This is a genomic window from Hyphomonas polymorpha PS728, assembly GCF_000685315.1.
Taxonomy (GTDB): Bacteria; Pseudomonadota; Alphaproteobacteria; order Caulobacterales; family Hyphomonadaceae; genus Hyphomonas; species Hyphomonas polymorpha.
Genome location: NZ_ARYM01000009.1, coordinates 107,172 through 124,738 on the forward strand (window position 1 = coordinate 107,172; position 17,567 = coordinate 124,738).

Here is a 17,567-nt window from a genome sequence, read left to right on the forward strand (position 1 = left end):
CAGTCATGAGCTTCAATCTCAACGCTTCGCCCAGCCACCTCCTGCACCGTGCCCAGCAGATCGCCGCCAACCATTCGGCAGCTGCTCTGAAATCGGCAGGCGTCACGCTGCGTCAGTTTTCTGTCCTCGCTGCCCTGTCGGGCAATGAAGGTGTCAGCCAGTCTGATCTTGTCAATGCCACCGGCATCGACCGCTCCACCCTCGCCGACATGGTTGCCCGTATGGAAACCGCTGGCCTCATCAAGCGCGCCGATTCCAAAACCGACGCCCGCGCCAAATCCGTCAGCCTGACGGCAAAAGGCAAGAAGGCCTATGACAAGGCTCTCCCGGCTGTCACCAAAGCTGACGACGCACTCTTCTCCACCCTGGCCAAAGCCAAGCAGGACGCCCTGCTGCAAGGTCTGACCGGCCTCGTCGACGACGCCGAGAAGAAAGAAGCTGCTCCGGTCGCGCCGAAGGCACCGAAAGCTCCGAAGGCTGCCAAAGCCCCGAAAGCTGTCAAAGCCGCTGCGCCGAAAGCCAAGAAAGCGCCTGCCAAGAAAAAGGCTGCCAAGGCTGAAGTGAAAAAAGCTCCGGTCGCCGTGAAGAAGGCCCCGGTTGCCAAGAAAGCTGCTGCGAAGAAGAAGTAAGCCTTCTTCCTTCGTCAGAAGGTCATGAGCGGGGCGCCCCAAGCGCCCCGCTTACTTTTTGGGTCAGCGCTTCGTCCAGCGGCCCGCCGATATGCAGGATGATCTCGCCCTCGGCAGAGATCACGAACGTCTCCGGAACGCCCGTCAGGCCGAAATCCAGCCCGCCGCGTCCCTCCGGGTCCAGCGCCACCTGGGTGTAGGGATTGCCCAGCCGCTCCAGGAATTTCGCCCCGTCAGCCACCTTGTCCTTGTAGAGAACGCCGTAAACTTGGCCGGGATGCTTCTCGCCCAGCGCCACAAGGTACTTGTGCTCGGCCTCGCAGGGGGCGCACCAGCTGGCAAACAGGTTCACCACCACCGGCTGCCCGCCGGGGGGAGGGGCAAAGGAAATCTCGCCGCTTTCATTCATCAGCGGAAAGACATGTTCAGGCGCGGCCCGTGAAATCCGCTCGAACTCACCCTTGGAGGGCCGCATCATCTGCCAGCCGCCAAACCCGGCCACCACCACCAGAGCCGCCACCGGCAGGGCGTAGAGCCAGCGGTTCATGCCCGCAGATCCTCGTCATTGGCCACCAGGGCGTCGAGGCGTTTCCTGGCCGCCCGCGCCGCCAGCCAGGCCTGAAGGCAGGCTGCGCCAATCATCAGCGCGCCGATCAGATAGCAGGCCCAGATATAAGCGGCGTTCTTGTCAAATTCCGGCATCTGTTCAGCCCTCCAATGCGCTGGCGGTGAGCCGCGCAATCCGCCGCTGACGGATCTCCGTCCGCATATGCGTCATCACCAGCCCGCCAAACAGCAGGGCATGGCCAAGGCCGGATACCAGAAGCGGGGTAAGGTAAACCGCTGCCATCTTCGGCCCGTCGGCCGTGATCACGCTGGCAGGCTGGTGCAGCGAGGTGAAGAGGTCCACGGAGAATTTGATCAACGGCACATTGATGGCGCCCACCATGGCCAGGATTGCCCCGGCGCGGGCTGCCTTCTGGCGCGAATCCATCGAGGCGCGCAGGGCCATGTATCCCAGAAACAGGAACAGCAGGAACAGGACGGACATCATCCGTGCGTCGTCCCATTGCCACCAGGTTCCCCAAGTTGGTTTGCCCCAGACAGAGCCGGTGGCCAGGCACAGCGCCGTCCACACCGCGCCGAGCGGGGCCATCGCCTTGGCGGCAATGTCGGCCAGCTCATGGCGCCAGATGAACCAGATGAAGCTGGCCACCGCGAGGCCCGAATAGCTCGCCATCGACAGCCAGGCGGCGGGCACATGGATGAACATCACGCGCATGATGTCGCCGCCCTGATATTCGTCTTTCGGCACGATCCACAGGCCCTGCCACAGGCCCCACAGGATGCAGAGCGCGCCCGCGCCATAGAAGAGGGGCGCCGCCACGGCGGAGAATTTCAGAAACTTGTGCGGGTTGGCGAAGGCAGACCACATGGGACTAACGCAATAACCTCCCCTCAGTCCGCCGCCAAGCGCAGGGCGGCTGCCATGGCATAGGGCGCAATGGCGCAGGCAAAGAGGGTGGAGGCGGCCAGCAGCATCGGCGCGCCGTCCGATCCGATGCCCCCGGTCATGGCGAGCGCCCCGAAGATGGCGGTCGGCACATAGAGGGGCAGGGCGATGATCGAGATCAGCAGCCCGCCCCGGCGCACCGTGGCTGAAAGCGCCGCGCCCACCCCGCCCCAGAAGAAAAAGGCAAGTCCGCCAAGGGTGTAAAAGCCAAGGTGGACCAACAGATCCATGCTCGCCTGGGCCTGAAACATCAGCGCCAGCAGGGGAGAGGCCAGCGCCAGCGGCAAGCCCGCCGCCAGCCAGTGGGCCAGCGTCTTGGCCGCCGCAATCGCCGCCATCGGCGCCCCGGTCTGCAGCCAGAGGTCCAGCGTGCCGTCCTCGGCATCGGCCTGGAAGATCCGCTCCAGCGTCACCAGGCTCGCCAGGGCAAGGGCTACCCAGATAATGCCGGGGCCAACCGCCTTGAGGGTCTGCGTATCACTTCCGATACCCAGGGGCACCAGCACAGCTGCGCCCCCGAGAAAGGCAAGGGGCAGCAGCGCGCCCGCGCCCCCGGCCCAGGCTTCGGCGAATGCCTGCCGGAAAGCGGCAAGGATGGGGGCGGCGCTCAAAGCGTTACCTCGGCTGTCACCGGAAAGCCGGCGGTGTCGTGCATGGATGCAATGAGGGCACCTTTTGTCCGTAAATGTCCGGAAATGACCGCGTCGAGCATCGCTCTGCCGGCCGCGTCGAGCGCGGTGTAAGGCTCATCCAGCAGCCAGATGGGCCGGTCCTCCAGCAGCAGGCGGCCAAATGCCGTGCGCCGCCGCTGCCCGGCGGAGAGATAGCGTCCCGGCACATCAGCGGCCCGTGTCAGCGCCATTTTCTCAAGGATTTCAGGGATGTCGGCTTTCGATCCCCAGGCCTGCGCCCAGAGGGCAAGGTGGCCGCGCGGGGTTTCCTGCGGCTTGATGCCTTCCTTGTGGCCGATCCAGTGATGGGGCGCTGCCCGCGCAATATCCCCCGCTTCGGGCCGGGTCAGCCCCGCGAGCATCCGCAGCAGTGTAGTTTTGCCCGCCCCGTTGGCGCCGCGCAGCACGATGGCCTCGCCGGGGGATAGGGTCAGGCCAACGCCGCGGAACAGCGCCCGCTCCCCCCGCAGGATAGCGAGGCCGCTGGCTTGAATCAGGGGCGCGGTCGAGCTTGTCACCGGCGCAGGCTTAGCCTGTTCGCCTCCGCCTGAAAACGGGGCCTTGCGCCGCTATTAACGCATTGACCCTTTGTCCCAATTGCGCCGGAAGGGCAGGGCCTATATGAGGGCCGCAGCGACGAAAGCGGGCCTCCAGCCGTGAGGCCCTTTACCAGGAGGCAAGGGTCGGACATGCCGTCAAAGGACAGCTTTAAATCGAAAAGCACGCTCACAGCAGCTGGCAAGACGTACACTTACTACTCACTGGAAGCGGCGGCGAAGAATGCAGGCCTGGGCGATGTTTCGCGCCTGCCCGCCTCGCTGAAGGTTCTCTTGGAGAACATGCTGCGGTTTGAAGACGGCCTGACGGTTGTTGAAGACGACATCCGCGCCTTCGGCGAATGGGCCGACAAGGGCGGCCAGAACCCCCGCGAGATCGCCTATCGCCCGGCCCGCGTGCTGATGCAGGACTTCACCGGCGTTCCCGCCGTGGTCGACCTGGCGGCGATGCGCGACGGCATCATGGGCCTCGGCGGCAGCGCCAAGAAGATCAACCCGCTGGTCCCGGTGGATCTCGTGATCGACCACTCGGTGATGATCGACGAGTTCGGCACCCCGCGCGCCTTCCAGGCCAACGTCGATCTGGAATATGAGCGCAACATGGAGCGCTACACCTTCCTCAAATGGGGTCAGAAGGCGTTCAACAATTTCCGCGTTGTTCCGCCCGGCACCGGCATCTGCCACCAGGTGAACCTCGAATACCTCGCCCAGACAGTGTGGACCGATACCGACACCGACGGCTCCATCCTCGCCTATCCCGATACGCTGGTGGGCACCGACAGCCACACCACGATGGTCAACGGCCTCGCCGTTCTCGGCTGGGGCGTCGGCGGGATCGAAGCTGAGGCGGCCATGCTCGGCCAGCCGGTTTCGATGCTGATCCCGGAAGTCGTCGGTTTCAAGATCACCGGCGCGCTGAAAGAAGGCGTCACGGCGACCGACCTCGTGCTGAAAGTGGTGCAGATGCTCCGCAAGCACGGCGTTGTGAACAAGTTCGTCGAATTCTACGGCGCCGGCCTCGACAACATGCCGCTCGCTGACCGCGCCACCATCGCCAACATGGCCCCGGAATATGGCGCCACCTGCGGCTTCTTCCCGATTGATGACGAAACGATCCGCTATCTCCGCCAGACCGGCCGCGAGGAAGACCGTATCGCCCTCGTGGAAGCTTACGCCAAACAGAACGGCTTCTGGCGCGGCGCCGATTATGCGCCGGTCTACACCTCGACGCTGCACCTCGATCTCGGCGATGTCGTGCCGGCCATTTCCGGCCCGAAACGCCCGCAGGATCACGTCGCGCTCGACGCGGCTGCCAAGGTCTTCGGCGAATATATCGAAGGCATCCGCAAGCCTGCCGTCGCCCCGCAGCAGCAGAAGTCGGACATGACGGAAGAAGGCGGCGCGCCTGCCCCGAAAACCATCCCCGGCGACGCGCCCGGCGCCAATGAAGGCGCCGTCGAAGGGCAGGACTACAAGCTGCGCGACGGCTCTGTGGTCATCGCCTCGATCACCTCCTGCACCAACACGTCGAACCCCTATGTGCTGATCGGCGCTGGCCTCGTCGCCCGGAAGGCCCGCGCGCTGGGTCTTACCCGCAAGCCCTGGGTGAAAACCTCGCTGGCGCCCGGATCGCAGGTCGTTTCCGAATACCTCAACGCCGCTGGCCTGCAGGAAGATCTCGACGCCATCGGGTTCAACCTGGTCGGCTATGGCTGCACCACCTGTATCGGCAACTCCGGCCCGCTGGCCCCGGAAATCTCCAAATCGATCAACGAGAATGATCTCGTGGCGGTTTCGGTGCTGTCGGGTAACCGCAACTTCGAGGGCCGTATCAGCCCCGACGTGCGCGCCAACTATCTCGCCTCGCCGCCGCTGGTCGTCGCCTATGCCATCGCCGGTGACATGAACATCGACATCACCAGGGATCCGATCGGTACGTCGAAAGACGGCCAGCCGGTCTATCTCAAGGACATCTGGCCGACGACCAAAGAGATCGCCGACATGGTCCATGCTGTCGTCACCCGCGAGATGTTCATCTCCAAATATGCTGACGTGTTCAAAGGCGACACGAAATGGCAGGGCGTCAAAACCACCGACGCGGAAACCTATGACTGGCCGGTCAGCTCGACCTATATCCAGAACCCGCCTTACTTCCGCGGCATGTCGCCAGAGAAGGGCGACATCAACCCGATCAAGGGTGCCCGCGTGCTGGCGCTTCTGGGCGACATGATCACCACCGACCACATCTCTCCGGCCGGTTCGTTCAAGGCCAACAGCCCGGCAGGCAAATACCTCACCGAGCGTCAGGTTCCGGTGAAGGATTTCAACTCCTACGGCTCGCGCCGCGGCAACCATGAAATCATGATGCGCGGCACCTTTGCCAACATCCGTATCAAGAACGAGATGCTCGACGGCGTTGAGGGTGGCTACACTCTCGGCCCGGATGGCGAGCAGACTTCAATCTATGACGCGGCCATGGCCTGGATCGACCGGGGCGTTCCGCTGGTCGTCATCGGCGGCATCGAATACGGCGCCGGCTCCAGCCGTGACTGGGCGGCCAAGGGCACAAACCTGCTTGGCGTCAAAGCCGTGATCGCCGAGAGCTTCGAGCGGATCCACCGCTCCAACCTCGTCGGCATGGGCGTCATCCCGTTCGAGTTCACCGGCGGCGACAACCGCAAGTCGCTCGGCCTCAAGGGCACCGAAGTCTTCGACATCGAAGGCCTCGGCAACGACATCCGCCCGCTTTCCATGGTGCCCTGCCAGATCACCTATGCCGACGGCACGGTGAAGACGATCCAGATCAAATGCCGGATCGATACCGAGATCGAGGTCGATTACGTCAAGCATGGCGGCGTGCTGCACTATGTGCTGCGCAACCTTGCCCGCGCCTCGTAAGACTTTGAAAATCCCGCCACAGATCGCCTGTGGCGGGGTTTTTGCAGCCTCTCACGCGGCTGTGACTGTCGGCATTTTGCCCCAGAGCATATAAGCGAGTTGTGATGAAGCGACTGGCTATCCTGTTTTCCTCCCTTGCCGCTGCCTTTGCAGCGCCGCTGGCTTATGCTGAGGGCCCGGTTCTGGTGGAGCTTTTTGCCTCCAAGAACTGCCGCTCCTGCCCGGCGGCCTACAAGGCGATGGACGAGCTGGAAGCTCAGCGCGACGATGTTGGCGTGCTGACCTGGCCGGTCGACTACTGGGATTATCTCGGCAGCAAGGAAAAGATGGCGCTGCCGGAATCGAAAGACCGTCAGCGCGGCTATGTCGAACGCTTTTCGCTGCGCGGGCCCTATACGCCTCAGGCGGTGTTCAACGGCGTGAAACAGGCGCCGGGCAACAAGTCCAGCAAGGTCGACGCGGCTCTGGAAGAGGCGCTCGCCCAGCCCGAATCCGGCATCCGTATCGTTCGCAAGACCGGTAAGGTGTCCCTGAAGGGTGAAACCACCAGCCTCACTGATCTCTGGTGGGTCGCCTACCTCAAGGATGAGGACAACGAGACCAAGATGCCCAACCCGGTCACATCCGTCCGGCAGATCGGGCCCTGGCTCGGCGGGCGCGCGGATATCGAGCTGCCAGCCTGCGAATCCGGCTGTATGCTGATCGTTCAGGAGGCCGGTTTCGGCCCTGTTCTCGCCGTCATGGACGTGCGCTGATCAGTCTTCTTCAGGCGCCGCTTCGTCCGGCGCTTCTCCGCCGGGCGGCTGCGCGATGGACGCAATGGCGGGCGCAAAATCCATCCAGTCGATCTGAGAAATCTGGAAAGCCCAGCCTCTGGCGCGTTCATTGATGGCGGCTGCGCGATGGGCTCCTTCGCCCGCTTCTATGGCGCGCAGGGTGATGAAGAAGCCGTCTGCTTCCCGATAGGGGCGCACTTCCACCTCCAGCCCGTCATGCGTCTGGGTAATATGCGTGCCCACGGGCCGCGTCCGCAGGGCGCTTGCCGGACGCACGCCCACCGGCTGCAGCCGTGTCAGCGCCAGGGCGGGGCCGGTCGTCACCAGGCGATTGACCAGCTGATAATCCTGATAGGGCGGCGCGGGAACGAACGCCCGGTCGCTCGATCCGATCGTGCGCTGAAGATAAAGGGAGGCGCCCGTCGCGTCGGTCAGGCGCACGGCGGCGACAGCATCGCCGTTCAGGTCGATGATGTCGAGGTCCAGCCAGGCCTGCGCGGAATAGAGCGGGGGCAGGGTGCCGGTTACGCGATAGGCCTGCATCTCGCCGGGGCGGCGCACATAGATATGCTCGTCCTTGCGCCCGGTCAGCAGGGAGGCTTCAACCTCCCCATCCGGGCCGATCACTTCCACCAGCGCGCCATTCCCGCCGTCGCGCGGATCGCCCAGGCCGATGGCGTTCATCTTGGCCGGATCGCGCGTGCGCGGCGCGTCCCATACCAGCGTTTCCAGCCCGCCTGCCAGCTCGTTCAGCCGGTCGGCGCGGATGGGGTATCCGTCCGTACCCGACAGGCGCCAGCCGCCCGGCGTGGCAAACAGGGTGTAGCTTTCATCCGCCAGGGTCACGCGAATCTCTCTTGCGTCTGCGCGCACCTGGGCAAAGCCGGGCAGAACAGGCTGGCCCTGCAGATCGCTGCGGGGCGCAGGGGCGCTGCCGATAAACTGGCTGGCGATTGCCGCCACAGCCAGCCCGCCCGCCAGAGCGGCCATGATCCTGACGCGGAAGGTGCGTTGCTGGCTGCGCCCGGCGGTCATGCCTTGCCCCTCCGCCGCTTGGTCTGCCGCCGCCAGACGAGAATGCCGGCCAGCGTTACCAGCAGCGGCCCGCCCCAGATATTGATGGCCTTGAGCGTTGATTCCAGCTGGTCGATGTCGCGGCGATAATCCCGTTCAATATCGCGCAGGCTTGCCCGGATGGAGAGGATATCCTCGCGCAGGGTGGCCAGCTCGCGGCGTTCGTCCTCGGTCAGCTCCGCTTCCGGATCGCCCGCAAAGAAGCCGTCTCCGGAGGCAGCGGACTGAAGCTCCGCCAGGCGTGCCTGCGCCGTGGAGAGGCGCGATTCCAGGGCAGACTGCTGGCGGAAATATTGCGCTTCGGCAGCGTCCCGCATCGTATCTATACGGTCCATCGGCCGCAGGCTCGCTGCGCGGGACCGCAGCCGGGAAAGCTCGCCCCGCCCAGCCAGCGCGTCGAGCGCATTGAGCAGCAGGGCGCCATTGTCCGCCACCACCATGCCACTGCCCGGCACAACATAGAAATCATCTGCCAGGAAATCCGCGTCGGCGATCAGCACCATCTCGGCCGGCGTCTGGCTGGCGGCGATGTGGGGCGGCAGGTTTGCCGCCTCGGCGCGGGCGGCTTCCGCCTCGGCCGGGTCAGCAGGCTGATCCATCGGCGGCGGGCCATCGGGAAAGGCAGTGGAGAGGTTTCCCGAAAGGCGCGCGGCAATCACCAGCGGCGCGGGCTCGGTCATATAGCTCTGCAACACTTCGTTCGGGCCCATATCGCGCGCCGCGCGGGCGGGATCGATATAGGAAGGGCTGGGCCCCGTAGTGATCAGCGGCGCGAAGGTCTCGCCTGCCGGCAAGTCATTCACGATCAACGCGCCGGGGGCGCCGAAATTGATCACGCGCATCAGGTCTGCCGTGATCGGATCTTCCCGGCTCATCGTTTCAGCTGGCACGCCCACGAACAGGGGGTGGGCCATCTCCTCGATACGCCCGCCGAAGGAGTCCACCGGTACGGTCAGCGCATTGGCCGCATCGGCCACCGCTTGCGGCGCCAGTTCCACGCCCCAGGCCGCCCCCAGCCGCCCGAGGCCGGAGCGGGCGAGGGAGTCTGTCGCCGAAAACATGGCTCCGGAAAGCGCCGTCTTGGCGGCGGGATCCACCACGAAAATGGCGCGCCCGTTGCGCAGCACGAACTGGTCGATCAGCCATTCCTGCCGGACCGTCAGCGGCCCCGGATGGGCCACCAGCAGCACGTCCATCTCCGGCAGGGAGTGGAAATCCTCCGGGATCTGCTCCACCGTGAAGCTGCGCCCGATATCCTGTAACACCACATAGCCGCTTTCAGCGTTCAGCGCGCGCATGCCAGGCAGCGAGCTGAGGATGCCGACTTTCGGCGGCGTGGGATTGTCCAGCCGGGCAATCATCCGGGTAAGGTCATATTCCAGCGTCGTCTCGCGCTCGGGCGCGAGGAAAGGGATGAGGCGCAGGTCGTCGATCGTGTTGCGGCCTATGATGCCGAAATAGAGCGGATCGCTCCCCGCGGCAGGAATGGCGCTGATGCCGGCGGCGAGGGCTTCATCCTCGGCCTCGGAGAAGGGTTTGGGGTCAATCTCCCGCACGCGGACATTGCCGCCCGATTCGGCGGCGTAGGTTGCCAGCAGCTCGCGTACACGGGCCGCATGGGCCTGGATCGCCGGATAATCCTGCCCCACGCGGCGGGAATAGACGTAAGTAAGCTCCACCGGCTCGGCCAGATCGCGCAGCGTCACCCGCGTGGCATCCGACAGCGTGTAGAGCTTGCCTTCGGTAAAATCGAGGCGCGCGCCGGCCAGCAGCTTCTGCGCGGCAATGTTCCCCGCCAGCAGGATCACGCCTGCCAGCAGCGTCATGACCAGAATATAGCGCCGCGCCTGCATACCTAGCCAAGCCTCCGGCGCGACGCCCAGAGGCCGTTAAGGAAGGCAAAGGTGGCAGTAAAGCCCAGGAAATAGGCCACGACGCGCAGTTCCAGCACGCCGCGCTGGGCGCTTTCAAACTGGGTGATGAAGGAAAAGCGCGCGATGAGATCGGCAAAGCCGGTGCCGAATAGCGTTTGCACGGTTGAGAGCACCAGCGGCCAGCCCGCCGCCGTAAAGATGAAAGCGACGACCACGGAAATCACGAACGCCGTCACCTGGCTGCCCGTCAGCGCGGAGACCGCCGCGCCGATGGAAAGATACGCCCCAGCCATCAGGAAGCTGACGAAATAGGTGAGCGCGATGGCGGCATTGTCCGGATTGCCGAGATAGTTCACGGAGATCCACATCGGCAGGGTGAGCAAAAGGCCCGTGCCCGCCACCGTCCAGGCCGCGCAGAGTTTCCCCAGAACCAGCCCCGGCAGGCCGAGTGGCAGGGAGAGAAGCAGTTCATCCGTGCCCGCCGCGCGCTCATCGGCCCAGAGGCGCATGGCAAGGGCGGGCAGGAAGATCATGTAGAGCCAGGGGTGCCAGGCAAAGAAGGGCTGAAGATCGGCCACCCCGGAATCGAAGAAGCGCGCGGCTTCCCAGGTGAAAAGGCCCAGTGCCAGCAGGAACACGGCGAGAAACACATAGGCCATGGGCGTTGCGAAATACGCATTCAGCTCACGGCGATATGTTGCGGTAAACCCGCTCATCTGTTGGCGGACGGCGCTGATCACAGCGTTTCCTCCTCCACCTGATCGGTCAGGCGGGCAAAGGCGCTTTCCAGCGTGCCGTCATCGCTGCGCTTGGCCAGGCCTGCGGGCGTGTCATCGGCCACGATCCGCCCCCGGCTGACCAGCACCGCGCGGTGACACATCGCGGGCACTTCGGTCAGTGTGTGGGTGGAGATGATGATCGCCTTGGTGGGCGCCATCCGGGCGATCAGCGCGCGCACGGCGCGTTTCTGGTTGGGGTCGAGGCCATCGGTCGGCTCGTCCAGCACCAGCACGGGCGGGTCGTGCAGAATGGCGCCTGCAAGGCCCACCCGGCGGCGATAGCCTTTGGAGAGCGCGCCGATCCGCTGGCCCAGAACGCCGGAAATCCGCGCATCGGCAATCGTGCGCTCAATGGCGTCCTTGCGCTGCGCTTTTGGGAGCTGCCGGGCGCTGGCGAGGAAAGCGAGAAACTCCGGCGGCGTCATGTCATTATAGAGCGGCGCGCCCTCGGGCAGGTATCCGAGGGCGGCCTGCGCGGCGCGGCGCTCGGAAATGATGGATTTCCCGTCGATCAGCACATCGCCCACATCCGGCTCCAGCACCCCGGCAATCATCCGCATCGTGGTGGATTTGCCCGCCCCGTTCGGCCCCAGAAAGCCCAGCACGGTGCCCTTCTCCACGGCAAAGGATATGCCGCGCACGGCCTGCTTGGTCCCATAGGCTTTTTCGAGCGATCTGACGTCCAGCATGAATGTCCCGCGCTTCAGCGTGCCCCCGTGATAGCGGGCGTCGCTCCAAGGTCAAAGCCGAACCCTCAGAGATTACGGGCGTTTCATGTCAGAAGGGTCAGGCAGAAAACCGCGCGACCTCTTCGATCACGCATTTGGCCGCCACCGCGACAATCTTTCCGCCATCTTCGACGCTCGATTGCGTGGGGTCCGAGCCGATCCGGCCATCGGGGAAGTCGCGGCGATACTGGATGGCGTCGCCAATCGTGCCCGAGGGCGCAATCTTCGGGCTCATCGCGGTCTTGCTGCGCTCGCGCTCGGGGTATCCCCAATAGGTGACGGAGACCTCAGACGGCGTGGCGTGGCTGCCATGACCCACGGGGTAAAGCTCGTTGCAGATGCCCATCACTTCCTTGAAGTCCCACCAGTCGCGGCGTTTCAGGCTGAGGCCGGGGCGGTTGGTCTCCCCGCGCGGGTCAAAGCTGCGGCGGGCATGGATTTCGGAGAAGGCCGCCTCGATGGTGGCAATGTTGCCGCCATGCCCGTTCAGCCAGTAGATCCGCTCAAAGCCATGCCGCATCAGGCTCTCGGTCCAATCCGTCATCACGGCGATCATGGTTGAAGGGCGCAGGGTGATCGTGCCGGTAAAGCCAAGGTGATGCTGCGCGCAGCCGACATTGAAGGTCGGCCCCACAAGAATATCGTCCGGCGCCAGGCTCTCGGCATGGTTGGCGATGATTTCCGGGCACAGAGCATCGGTGCCGATAAAGCCGTTGGGCCCATGCTGCTCGAACGAGCCGATGGGGATGACGATGGTTTTCGATTTCTTCAGCCAGGCTTCGATGTCGGGCCAGGTGGAAACGGGAAGGCGCATGAGACTAGTCCTTTCGCGGGGCAAGCCGGCGGGTGATATGGCCCATCTTGCGTCCGGGCCGGGCCTCACGCTTGCCGTAGAGGGTCAGAATATCATTCTTTCCGAGCGTTTGCGGGTCCACAAGGCCTGCGTCCCCGATCAGGTTCAGCATTTCCGCATCAAACAGGCGCCTTGTATCGCCCAGCGGCCAGCCGGCCACGGCGCGGATATGCTGCTCGAACTGGCCAGTCTGGCAGGCTTCCGGCGTCCAGTGGCCGGAATTGTGCACGCGCGGGGCAAATTCGTTGGCCAGCAGCGTGCCATCCGGCAGCACAAAGAATTCCAGCGCCAGCACGCCCACATGGCCCAGCGCTTCGGCCAGATGCATCGCCTTGGCGCGCGCTTCGTCCTCCACAGACCGCGCGAGGCCAGAAGGTACGGTGGAGCGGGAAAGGATGCCGTTCTCATGTTCATTGCGCGGCGGCGCCCAGCTCGTCGTCTCGCCGGTCAGGCTGCGCGCCACCAGCACGGAGATTTCACACTGGAAGGCAATGGCGCCTTCCAGAATCGCAGGCGCCCCGCCGATCTTCTGCCAGGCGGCGTCCGCTTCGGCAGCGTCATGTACCCACGCCTGCCCCTTGCCGTCATAGCCTTCGCGGCGCGTCTTCAGCACGCCTTTGCCGCCGAGCTCCGCCAGCGCGGCGGGAATGTCGCCCGCCGCATCAATCTGCCGGAAGGGCGCGGTCGGGATGCCATGCGCGTTGAGAAAGGTCTTCTCGGTGAGGCGATCCTGCGACACCGACAGCGATTTTGCCCCCGGCAGTACGCGCTTGCCCGCCCGCTCGATGATCTCGGCGCTCGCCACTGGCACATTCTCGAATTCCAGCGTGACGACATCACAGGCGGCGGCAAATTCGGTGAGCGCGTCGGCGTCATCCCAGTCTGCCTGCAAGGCGCCGGCCGCCACCCGGCCGGCCGGCGGGTCATCCTCGGGAGAATAGATCAGAACATCGAAACCGAGTTGCGCTGCGGCGCTCGCCATCATCCGGCCAAGCTGCCCGCCGCCCAATATCCCGATCGTCGCGCCGGGGCGAAGCGGGCTCATTCCTCGGGAACCTCTTTCACCGCTGCCGTCTGCGCCGCGCGGAAAGCGTCGAGCTTTGCCGCCACGCCCGTGTCTTCCAGAGCAATGATCGAGGCTGCGAGAATCCCGGCATTGGCCGCCCCGGCCTCGCCAATCGCCAGCGTCCCCACCGGAACGCCCTTGGGCATTTGCACGATGGAAAGCAGGCTATCGAGACCTTTGAGGGCTTTGGATTGAACCGGCACGCCCAGCACCGGCAGCGGCGTCATCGAGGCGGCCATGCCGGGCAGGTGGGCCGCCCCGCCTGCGCCGGCGATGATCACCTTCAGGCCGCGCTCTTTCGCCGTGGTGGCATACTCGACCAGCCTCTGGGGGGTGCGGTGCGCCGAAACGATCTTCGCCTCGAAGGCGACGCCCATATCCTCGAGAATCTTCGCGGCCTCGCGCATCACTGGCCAGTCAGACTGGCTGCCCATGATGATGCCCACAACCGGGGAGCGCGCCTTGTCCATGCCTGCCTCGCCGCTGGAAAGCGCGCACCATAAGTATGCGCGGCCTCTGGTCAACCGGTCCTGTGAGGGGAAACCAGCGGCGGGGAATACAGATCTCCTCTACAAGCGCTGCGAACAGGGTTAGTGTTAACAGATGCCGACAGAGCTGCCCCCGCTGACTGATGCCGAAAAGCGTGCCCTGATCGATGCACTCGGGGTTGATCTGGCGCGGCTGGACCTGCGCGCCCGCGCCGCCATCGAGGCGCTTGCCGAAGAAGTGATCGCCCTGCGCGAAGAGGCCGATACGCTGCGGGCAAGCCTGGCCGACGCCGCCCTGCTGGCCGACAATGACGCGCTCTGCCCGGTCTTCAACCGCCGCGCCTTCGAGCGGGAAGTGCGCCGCGAAATCGCGCTTTCCGGCCGGTTCCAGACGCCGCTGACCCTGATTTTCATCGATCTGGACAACTTCAAGACGGTTAACGATGTCTATGGCCATGCCGCTGGGGACAGCGTGCTTCTGAAAGTGTCTGACATTCTGCTGGCCCGCACACGGGAGACAGACATTGTCGGCCGCCTCGGCGGAGATGAGTTCGGCATCGTGCTGGCCCATGCCAGCCTTGAGGACAGCCGCCGCAAGGCCGCCCAGCTCGCCGGCGCAATCGATGCGCTGGAAGTGCGGGGGGAGGAGGGCTCGTCTCTGCCTCCGGTCCAGATCGGAGCGTCCTGCGGCGCGGTCGAATGGAGCGCGGGCCAAAGCCCGGCGGCGCTCATTGCGCGAGCAGATCAGGCAATGTTTGCCGAAAAAGCGCGCCGGAAGGGCGAAGGGCGCACATTAAGGTGAAAATGCGGCAAGATACGTGGTTCTACCCATGACTCACCTACACGTGTGTGGCATTCTTGCATCACCGGTCAAACCGGACCGGAGACGTAAAGGAGACTGCCTATGTCGCTCAACGGTCGCATCAGTGAACTTGCTGCAAAGCACCGCAATCTGGACGAACAGATTTCCACCGAACAGAAACGCCCCTCTGCCGATGGCCTGGTCCTCAAGGATTTGAAGCGACAGAAACTCAGGATTAAGGAGCAGCTGCGACACCTCAAAGTCAGCTAGCCCTATCCCGGCAGTCCCGTTCCTGGGGGGCCGCAGGGCCTCAAAAGGAACGGGACACATGCCCTCCACCCAATCCAGCCTTTCTATCCCCATGGCCGCCTGAACCATGGCTCAGCCTGTAACCCTTGTTCTTGGCCTTGGCCGTGAAACCGGAGAGGCAATCGCCCGCCGCTTCGAAGATGAAGGCCACCGGGTTCTGGTCGCAGATCCGTCACTGGAGCGGATCGAGGCCGCCCGCGACACGCTCGATGAAGCGATCGAGTTCTATCATGGCGATCTGTCGACCAAGCTCGGCCTGCGCAACGCCGTCACCGCCGCAATCGAGGCGTTCGGCCGGATAGATCATGCCGTCATCGTGCCCCCCTATGAAGACCCCGACACGTTGCTCGATCTTGCCCAGGAGAAGTTCGAAAAAGCGCTCGGCAGGTCCGCCCGTGGCGCGGCGCTGGCCCTGCGGGTCGTGGCAGAGCGCCTGCTGGAACAGGAAGATCTCCCTGAAACCGGGGTCGAGCGCAAACGCCAGAAGGGCTCGGTCACCTTCGTTCTGCGCTATGCCGCGCAGGCCTCCATGCCGGGCCGTTTCACCGATACGGTCGCCCAGGCTGCCGTGCAGGGCGTCATGCGGGCCGGCGCGCTGGAGCTTGCCGAACATGCCATCCGCGTGAATGCGATTGTGTCCCTCCGCCCCAGCGAGGAGCGGGCAACGCCCTGGTCGCTCGGGCGTGTGCCGCTTGGCCGCGCGGTGCTCGCCGATGAGATCGCCGGCGCGGCCTTTTTCCTCGCCTCGCGGGACGCGGCCTTCATGACCGGGCAAAGCCTGATCATGGATGGCGGCCGCGCCACGCTTTCGGGCGTGCTGGACTAGCGCTAGAGAGTTTTCAGCGGCGAGACGCCGCCGGCCTCTGCCACGGCCTCAAAGCTCGCAACCGTCTCTGTGCTGAAGGTCTCGGTATAGATGTCCGACACCTTGCGGAACACCGCCCGCGCCGTAGACGGCGTCAGCGTCACCAGCGTGTAGCCATGGCCGAAGGGATCATGCCACACCACTTCCTGGTTGGCATCGGCAATCTGCTGGCCGAGGTCTGGCACGTTCTTCACATACGCGCCCATGCCGGGGGAGGAGATGGATGTGCAGCCAAACTCTACCCCGCGCCGCGCGCCGGATGCATCGTAAAGTTCGTTGGCATAGGCCGTATGCGTATCACCTGCCAGCGTCACGAGCCGGGCATTGGCCGCTGCTGCGCTCTGGTAAAGACGCTCGCGCGCAGCCGGGTAGCCGTCCCACGCATCCAGGTTCCAGGGCAGGCCCAGCGCGGTAAAGGCGAGGAAAGCGCGCACCTCGGGCATGTCCTGTGCGGCCACCTGTTCGGGTGTCAGCGTTTGGGTGAAATTGGGCAATGCCACGCGCGCCATGATCACCTGATTGGCAAGAACCTGCCAGGCAGCGCCGGATGAAACGGATTTGGAAAGCTCCGTATCCAGCCAGCTTTCCTGCTCGGCGCCCAGCATCGTGCGGGCCGGATCGGCGGCGGTCTGCAGCAGTTCGCGTGCCTTGCCGCCCGCTTCCAGCGGCGAAGCGGCGTTGCCCAGTGCGCTCGCCCAGCTCAGGCTTTCCGAACGCCCCGTCAGGCGCGTTTCCAGGGCGTGCATCGTTGCCACATCGCCAAAGCGGAAGCTGCGCCAGGCTGCCGATGTGATCTCTCCGGGCTTGATGTCGCGGATAGGCATCCATTCGAAATAGGCCTGCACCGCGGCCATTTTCCGGTCGCTCCACTCGCCTTCGCCATCCTCCGGGTTATGGTTCTGCGCGCCGGTGCGGTAGGCGTCATTGGCGCTTTCATGGTCGTCCCAGGTGCAGATCCAGGGCACAGCGGCATGGGCCGCCTGCAGGTTGGGATCGGTCTTGTACTGAGCATGACGCTGGCGATAGTCGGCCAGGGTCACAATCTCCGTGGACGGTTCATGCATCCGGTCCAGCTTGGCAGCAATATCGCCGCCATATCCGTCGATACCGTATTCGTAGATATAATCGCCCAGATGCACGATCACGTCGAGGTTGGGTTCGGCGGCCAGTGCCTTGTAGGCGTTGAACAGGCCGAACTGCCAGTTGGAACAGGAAACCACGGCAAGGTTCACCGCGCTTGTTCCGCTGGCGGCCGGTGTGCGCAGACGCCCGGTGGGGGAAACCACATCGCCATGATCGGTCAGTGCGGTGAAGCGGTAGGTATAGTCCGACCCCGGCTGCAGGCCGGCGGCGTCCACCTTCACGCAATAGTCGCGCGCTTCGCTTGCTTCGGTGACACCGGCGGCAACCGGGCTTTCCTGGCCCGCACGCAGCACTTCCCAGCGCACGGGGATGGCGCCGGCGCCCGAAAGGGGCGTCACGCGCGTCCAGAGGATGATCCTGTCGGGCAGGGGATCGCCAGAGGCAACCCCGTGCTGGAAGGCCACCTCGCCCTTATACGTTTGCGGGCCCGTCTGGCCGCAGGCGGCCAAAGCCACCGTACCCAATGCTGCGCCGCCCAGCAGGCCGCGCCGTGTAACCTGTGTCATCTTGTCTGGAACTCCCCAGTTGCGTGGCGCTCTCAT

19 protein-coding genes are annotated in these 17,567 nt (G+C 64.7%); 6 read left to right on the forward strand and 13 right to left on the reverse strand.

Annotation, left to right across the window (positions count from 1 at the left end):
- Nucleotides 1-5: 5 nt before the first annotated feature.
- Nucleotides 6-629, forward strand: coding sequence for a MarR family winged helix-turn-helix transcriptional regulator (locus HPO_RS09235; protein WP_035597446.1), 624 nt, complete (start codon nucleotides 6-8; stop codon nucleotides 627-629).
- A gap of 22 nt (nucleotides 630-651) precedes the next feature.
- On the opposite strand, the gene HPO_RS09240 is transcribed toward HPO_RS09235, so the two are convergent.
- Genes HPO_RS09240 through ccmA form a run of 5 tightly spaced genes read right to left on the reverse strand, consistent with a single transcriptional unit; the run spans nucleotide 652 to nucleotide 3,331 of the window.
- On the reverse strand, nucleotides 652-1,176 hold the full coding sequence (locus HPO_RS09240) for a redoxin family protein (RefSeq protein ID WP_035597449.1): 525 nt from the start codon (nucleotides 1,174-1,176) through the stop codon (nucleotides 652-654).
- The gene (locus tag HPO_RS20510; protein ID WP_114106842.1) at nucleotides 1,173-1,331 is read right to left on the reverse strand and encodes a heme exporter protein CcmD; all 159 of its coding nucleotides are present in this window, start codon (nucleotides 1,329-1,331) and stop codon (nucleotides 1,173-1,175) included. Before HPO_RS20510 ends, HPO_RS09240 begins: the two co-directional genes overlap by 4 nt.
- A gap of 4 nt (nucleotides 1,332-1,335) precedes the next feature.
- Nucleotides 1,336-2,064: a heme ABC transporter permease CcmC gene (gene ccmC / locus HPO_RS09245; RefSeq protein ID WP_035597452.1), complete on the reverse strand. Its 729-nt coding sequence runs from the start codon at nucleotides 2,062-2,064 to the stop codon at nucleotides 1,336-1,338.
- A 23-nt stretch (nucleotides 2,065-2,087) separates the two neighbouring features.
- Nucleotides 2,088-2,753 (reverse strand): heme exporter protein CcmB, encoded by a 666-nt coding sequence (ccmB, locus tag HPO_RS09250; RefSeq protein ID WP_035597454.1) that lies wholly within the window; start codon nucleotides 2,751-2,753, stop codon nucleotides 2,088-2,090.
- On the reverse strand, nucleotides 2,750-3,331 hold the full coding sequence (gene ccmA / locus HPO_RS09255) for a heme ABC exporter ATP-binding protein CcmA (RefSeq protein ID WP_051612482.1): 582 nt from the start codon (nucleotides 3,329-3,331) through the stop codon (nucleotides 2,750-2,752). Before ccmA ends, ccmB begins: the two co-directional genes overlap by 4 nt.
- Before the next feature lie 171 nt (nucleotides 3,332-3,502).
- Between ccmA and acnA the strand changes: the two genes are divergently transcribed.
- The gene (gene acnA, locus HPO_RS09260; protein WP_035597456.1) at nucleotides 3,503-6,268 is read left to right on the forward strand and encodes an aconitate hydratase AcnA; all 2,766 of its coding nucleotides are present in this window, start codon (nucleotides 3,503-3,505) and stop codon (nucleotides 6,266-6,268) included.
- A gap of 104 nt (nucleotides 6,269-6,372) precedes the next feature.
- A complete protein-coding gene (locus tag HPO_RS19735; RefSeq protein WP_051612483.1) occupies nucleotides 6,373-7,023 on the forward strand; it encodes a DUF1223 domain-containing protein in 651 nt (216 codons plus the stop codon).
- Here the strand turns inward: HPO_RS19735 and HPO_RS09270 are convergent, their stop codons facing one another.
- The 7 genes from HPO_RS09270 to purE all read right to left on the reverse strand — a co-directional run bounded on the left by HPO_RS09270 (nucleotide 7,024) and on the right by purE (nucleotide 13,888).
- A complete protein-coding gene (locus tag HPO_RS09270) occupies nucleotides 7,024-8,079 on the reverse strand; it encodes a DUF4340 domain-containing protein (protein WP_035597459.1) in 1,056 nt (351 codons plus the stop codon).
- A complete protein-coding gene (locus HPO_RS09275) occupies nucleotides 8,076-9,971 on the reverse strand; it encodes a GldG family protein (RefSeq protein WP_035597462.1) in 1,896 nt (631 codons plus the stop codon). Before HPO_RS09275 ends, HPO_RS09270 begins: the two co-directional genes overlap by 4 nt.
- A 2-nt stretch (nucleotides 9,972-9,973) precedes the next feature.
- A complete protein-coding gene (locus tag HPO_RS09280) occupies nucleotides 9,974-10,732 on the reverse strand; it encodes an ABC transporter permease subunit (RefSeq protein ID WP_241767891.1) in 759 nt (252 codons plus the stop codon).
- Nucleotides 10,729-11,460 carry an ABC transporter ATP-binding protein gene (locus HPO_RS09285; protein WP_035597465.1) on the reverse strand — a complete coding sequence of 244 codons (732 nt, stop codon included), beginning with the start codon at nucleotides 11,458-11,460 and terminating at the stop codon, nucleotides 10,729-10,731. The genes HPO_RS09280 and HPO_RS09285 overlap by 4 nt, the downstream gene beginning before the upstream one ends.
- A gap of 97 nt (nucleotides 11,461-11,557) precedes the next feature.
- On the reverse strand, nucleotides 11,558-12,313 hold the full coding sequence (locus HPO_RS09290; protein WP_035597468.1) for a creatininase family protein: 756 nt from the start codon (nucleotides 12,311-12,313) through the stop codon (nucleotides 11,558-11,560).
- A 4-nt stretch (nucleotides 12,314-12,317) separates the two neighbouring features.
- Entirely contained in the window at nucleotides 12,318-13,397 is a 1,080-nt protein-coding gene (locus HPO_RS09295; RefSeq protein WP_035597470.1) for a 5-(carboxyamino)imidazole ribonucleotide synthase, read from the reverse strand.
- Nucleotides 13,394-13,888, reverse strand: a complete 495-nt coding sequence (purE, locus tag HPO_RS09300; RefSeq protein ID WP_035597473.1) for a 5-(carboxyamino)imidazole ribonucleotide mutase — start codon at nucleotides 13,886-13,888, stop codon at nucleotides 13,394-13,396. The genes HPO_RS09295 and purE overlap by 4 nt, the downstream gene beginning before the upstream one ends.
- A 133-nt stretch (nucleotides 13,889-14,021) precedes the next feature.
- Between purE and HPO_RS09305 the strand changes: the two genes are divergently transcribed.
- The 3 genes from HPO_RS09305 (at nucleotide 14,022) to HPO_RS09315 (ending at nucleotide 15,843) form a co-directional block, all read left to right on the forward strand.
- A complete protein-coding gene (locus tag HPO_RS09305) occupies nucleotides 14,022-14,708 on the forward strand; it encodes a GGDEF domain-containing protein (RefSeq protein WP_051612484.1) in 687 nt (228 codons plus the stop codon).
- Nucleotides 14,709-14,810: 102 nt separating this feature from the next.
- On the forward strand, nucleotides 14,811-14,978 hold the full coding sequence (locus HPO_RS20260; protein WP_084324251.1) for a YdcH family protein: 168 nt from the start codon (nucleotides 14,811-14,813) through the stop codon (nucleotides 14,976-14,978).
- 106 nt (nucleotides 14,979-15,084) lie between these two features.
- Nucleotides 15,085-15,843, forward strand: a complete 759-nt coding sequence (locus HPO_RS09315; RefSeq protein ID WP_035597477.1) for an SDR family NAD(P)-dependent oxidoreductase — start codon at nucleotides 15,085-15,087, stop codon at nucleotides 15,841-15,843.
- Nucleotides 15,844-15,845: 2 nt separating this feature from the next.
- Here HPO_RS09315 and HPO_RS09320 read toward each other — a convergent pair whose 3' ends face one another.
- Nucleotides 15,846-17,531, reverse strand: a complete 1,686-nt coding sequence (locus HPO_RS09320; protein ID WP_035597479.1) for an alkaline phosphatase D family protein — start codon at nucleotides 17,529-17,531, stop codon at nucleotides 15,846-15,848.
- Nucleotides 17,532-17,567 lie beyond the last annotated feature (36 nt).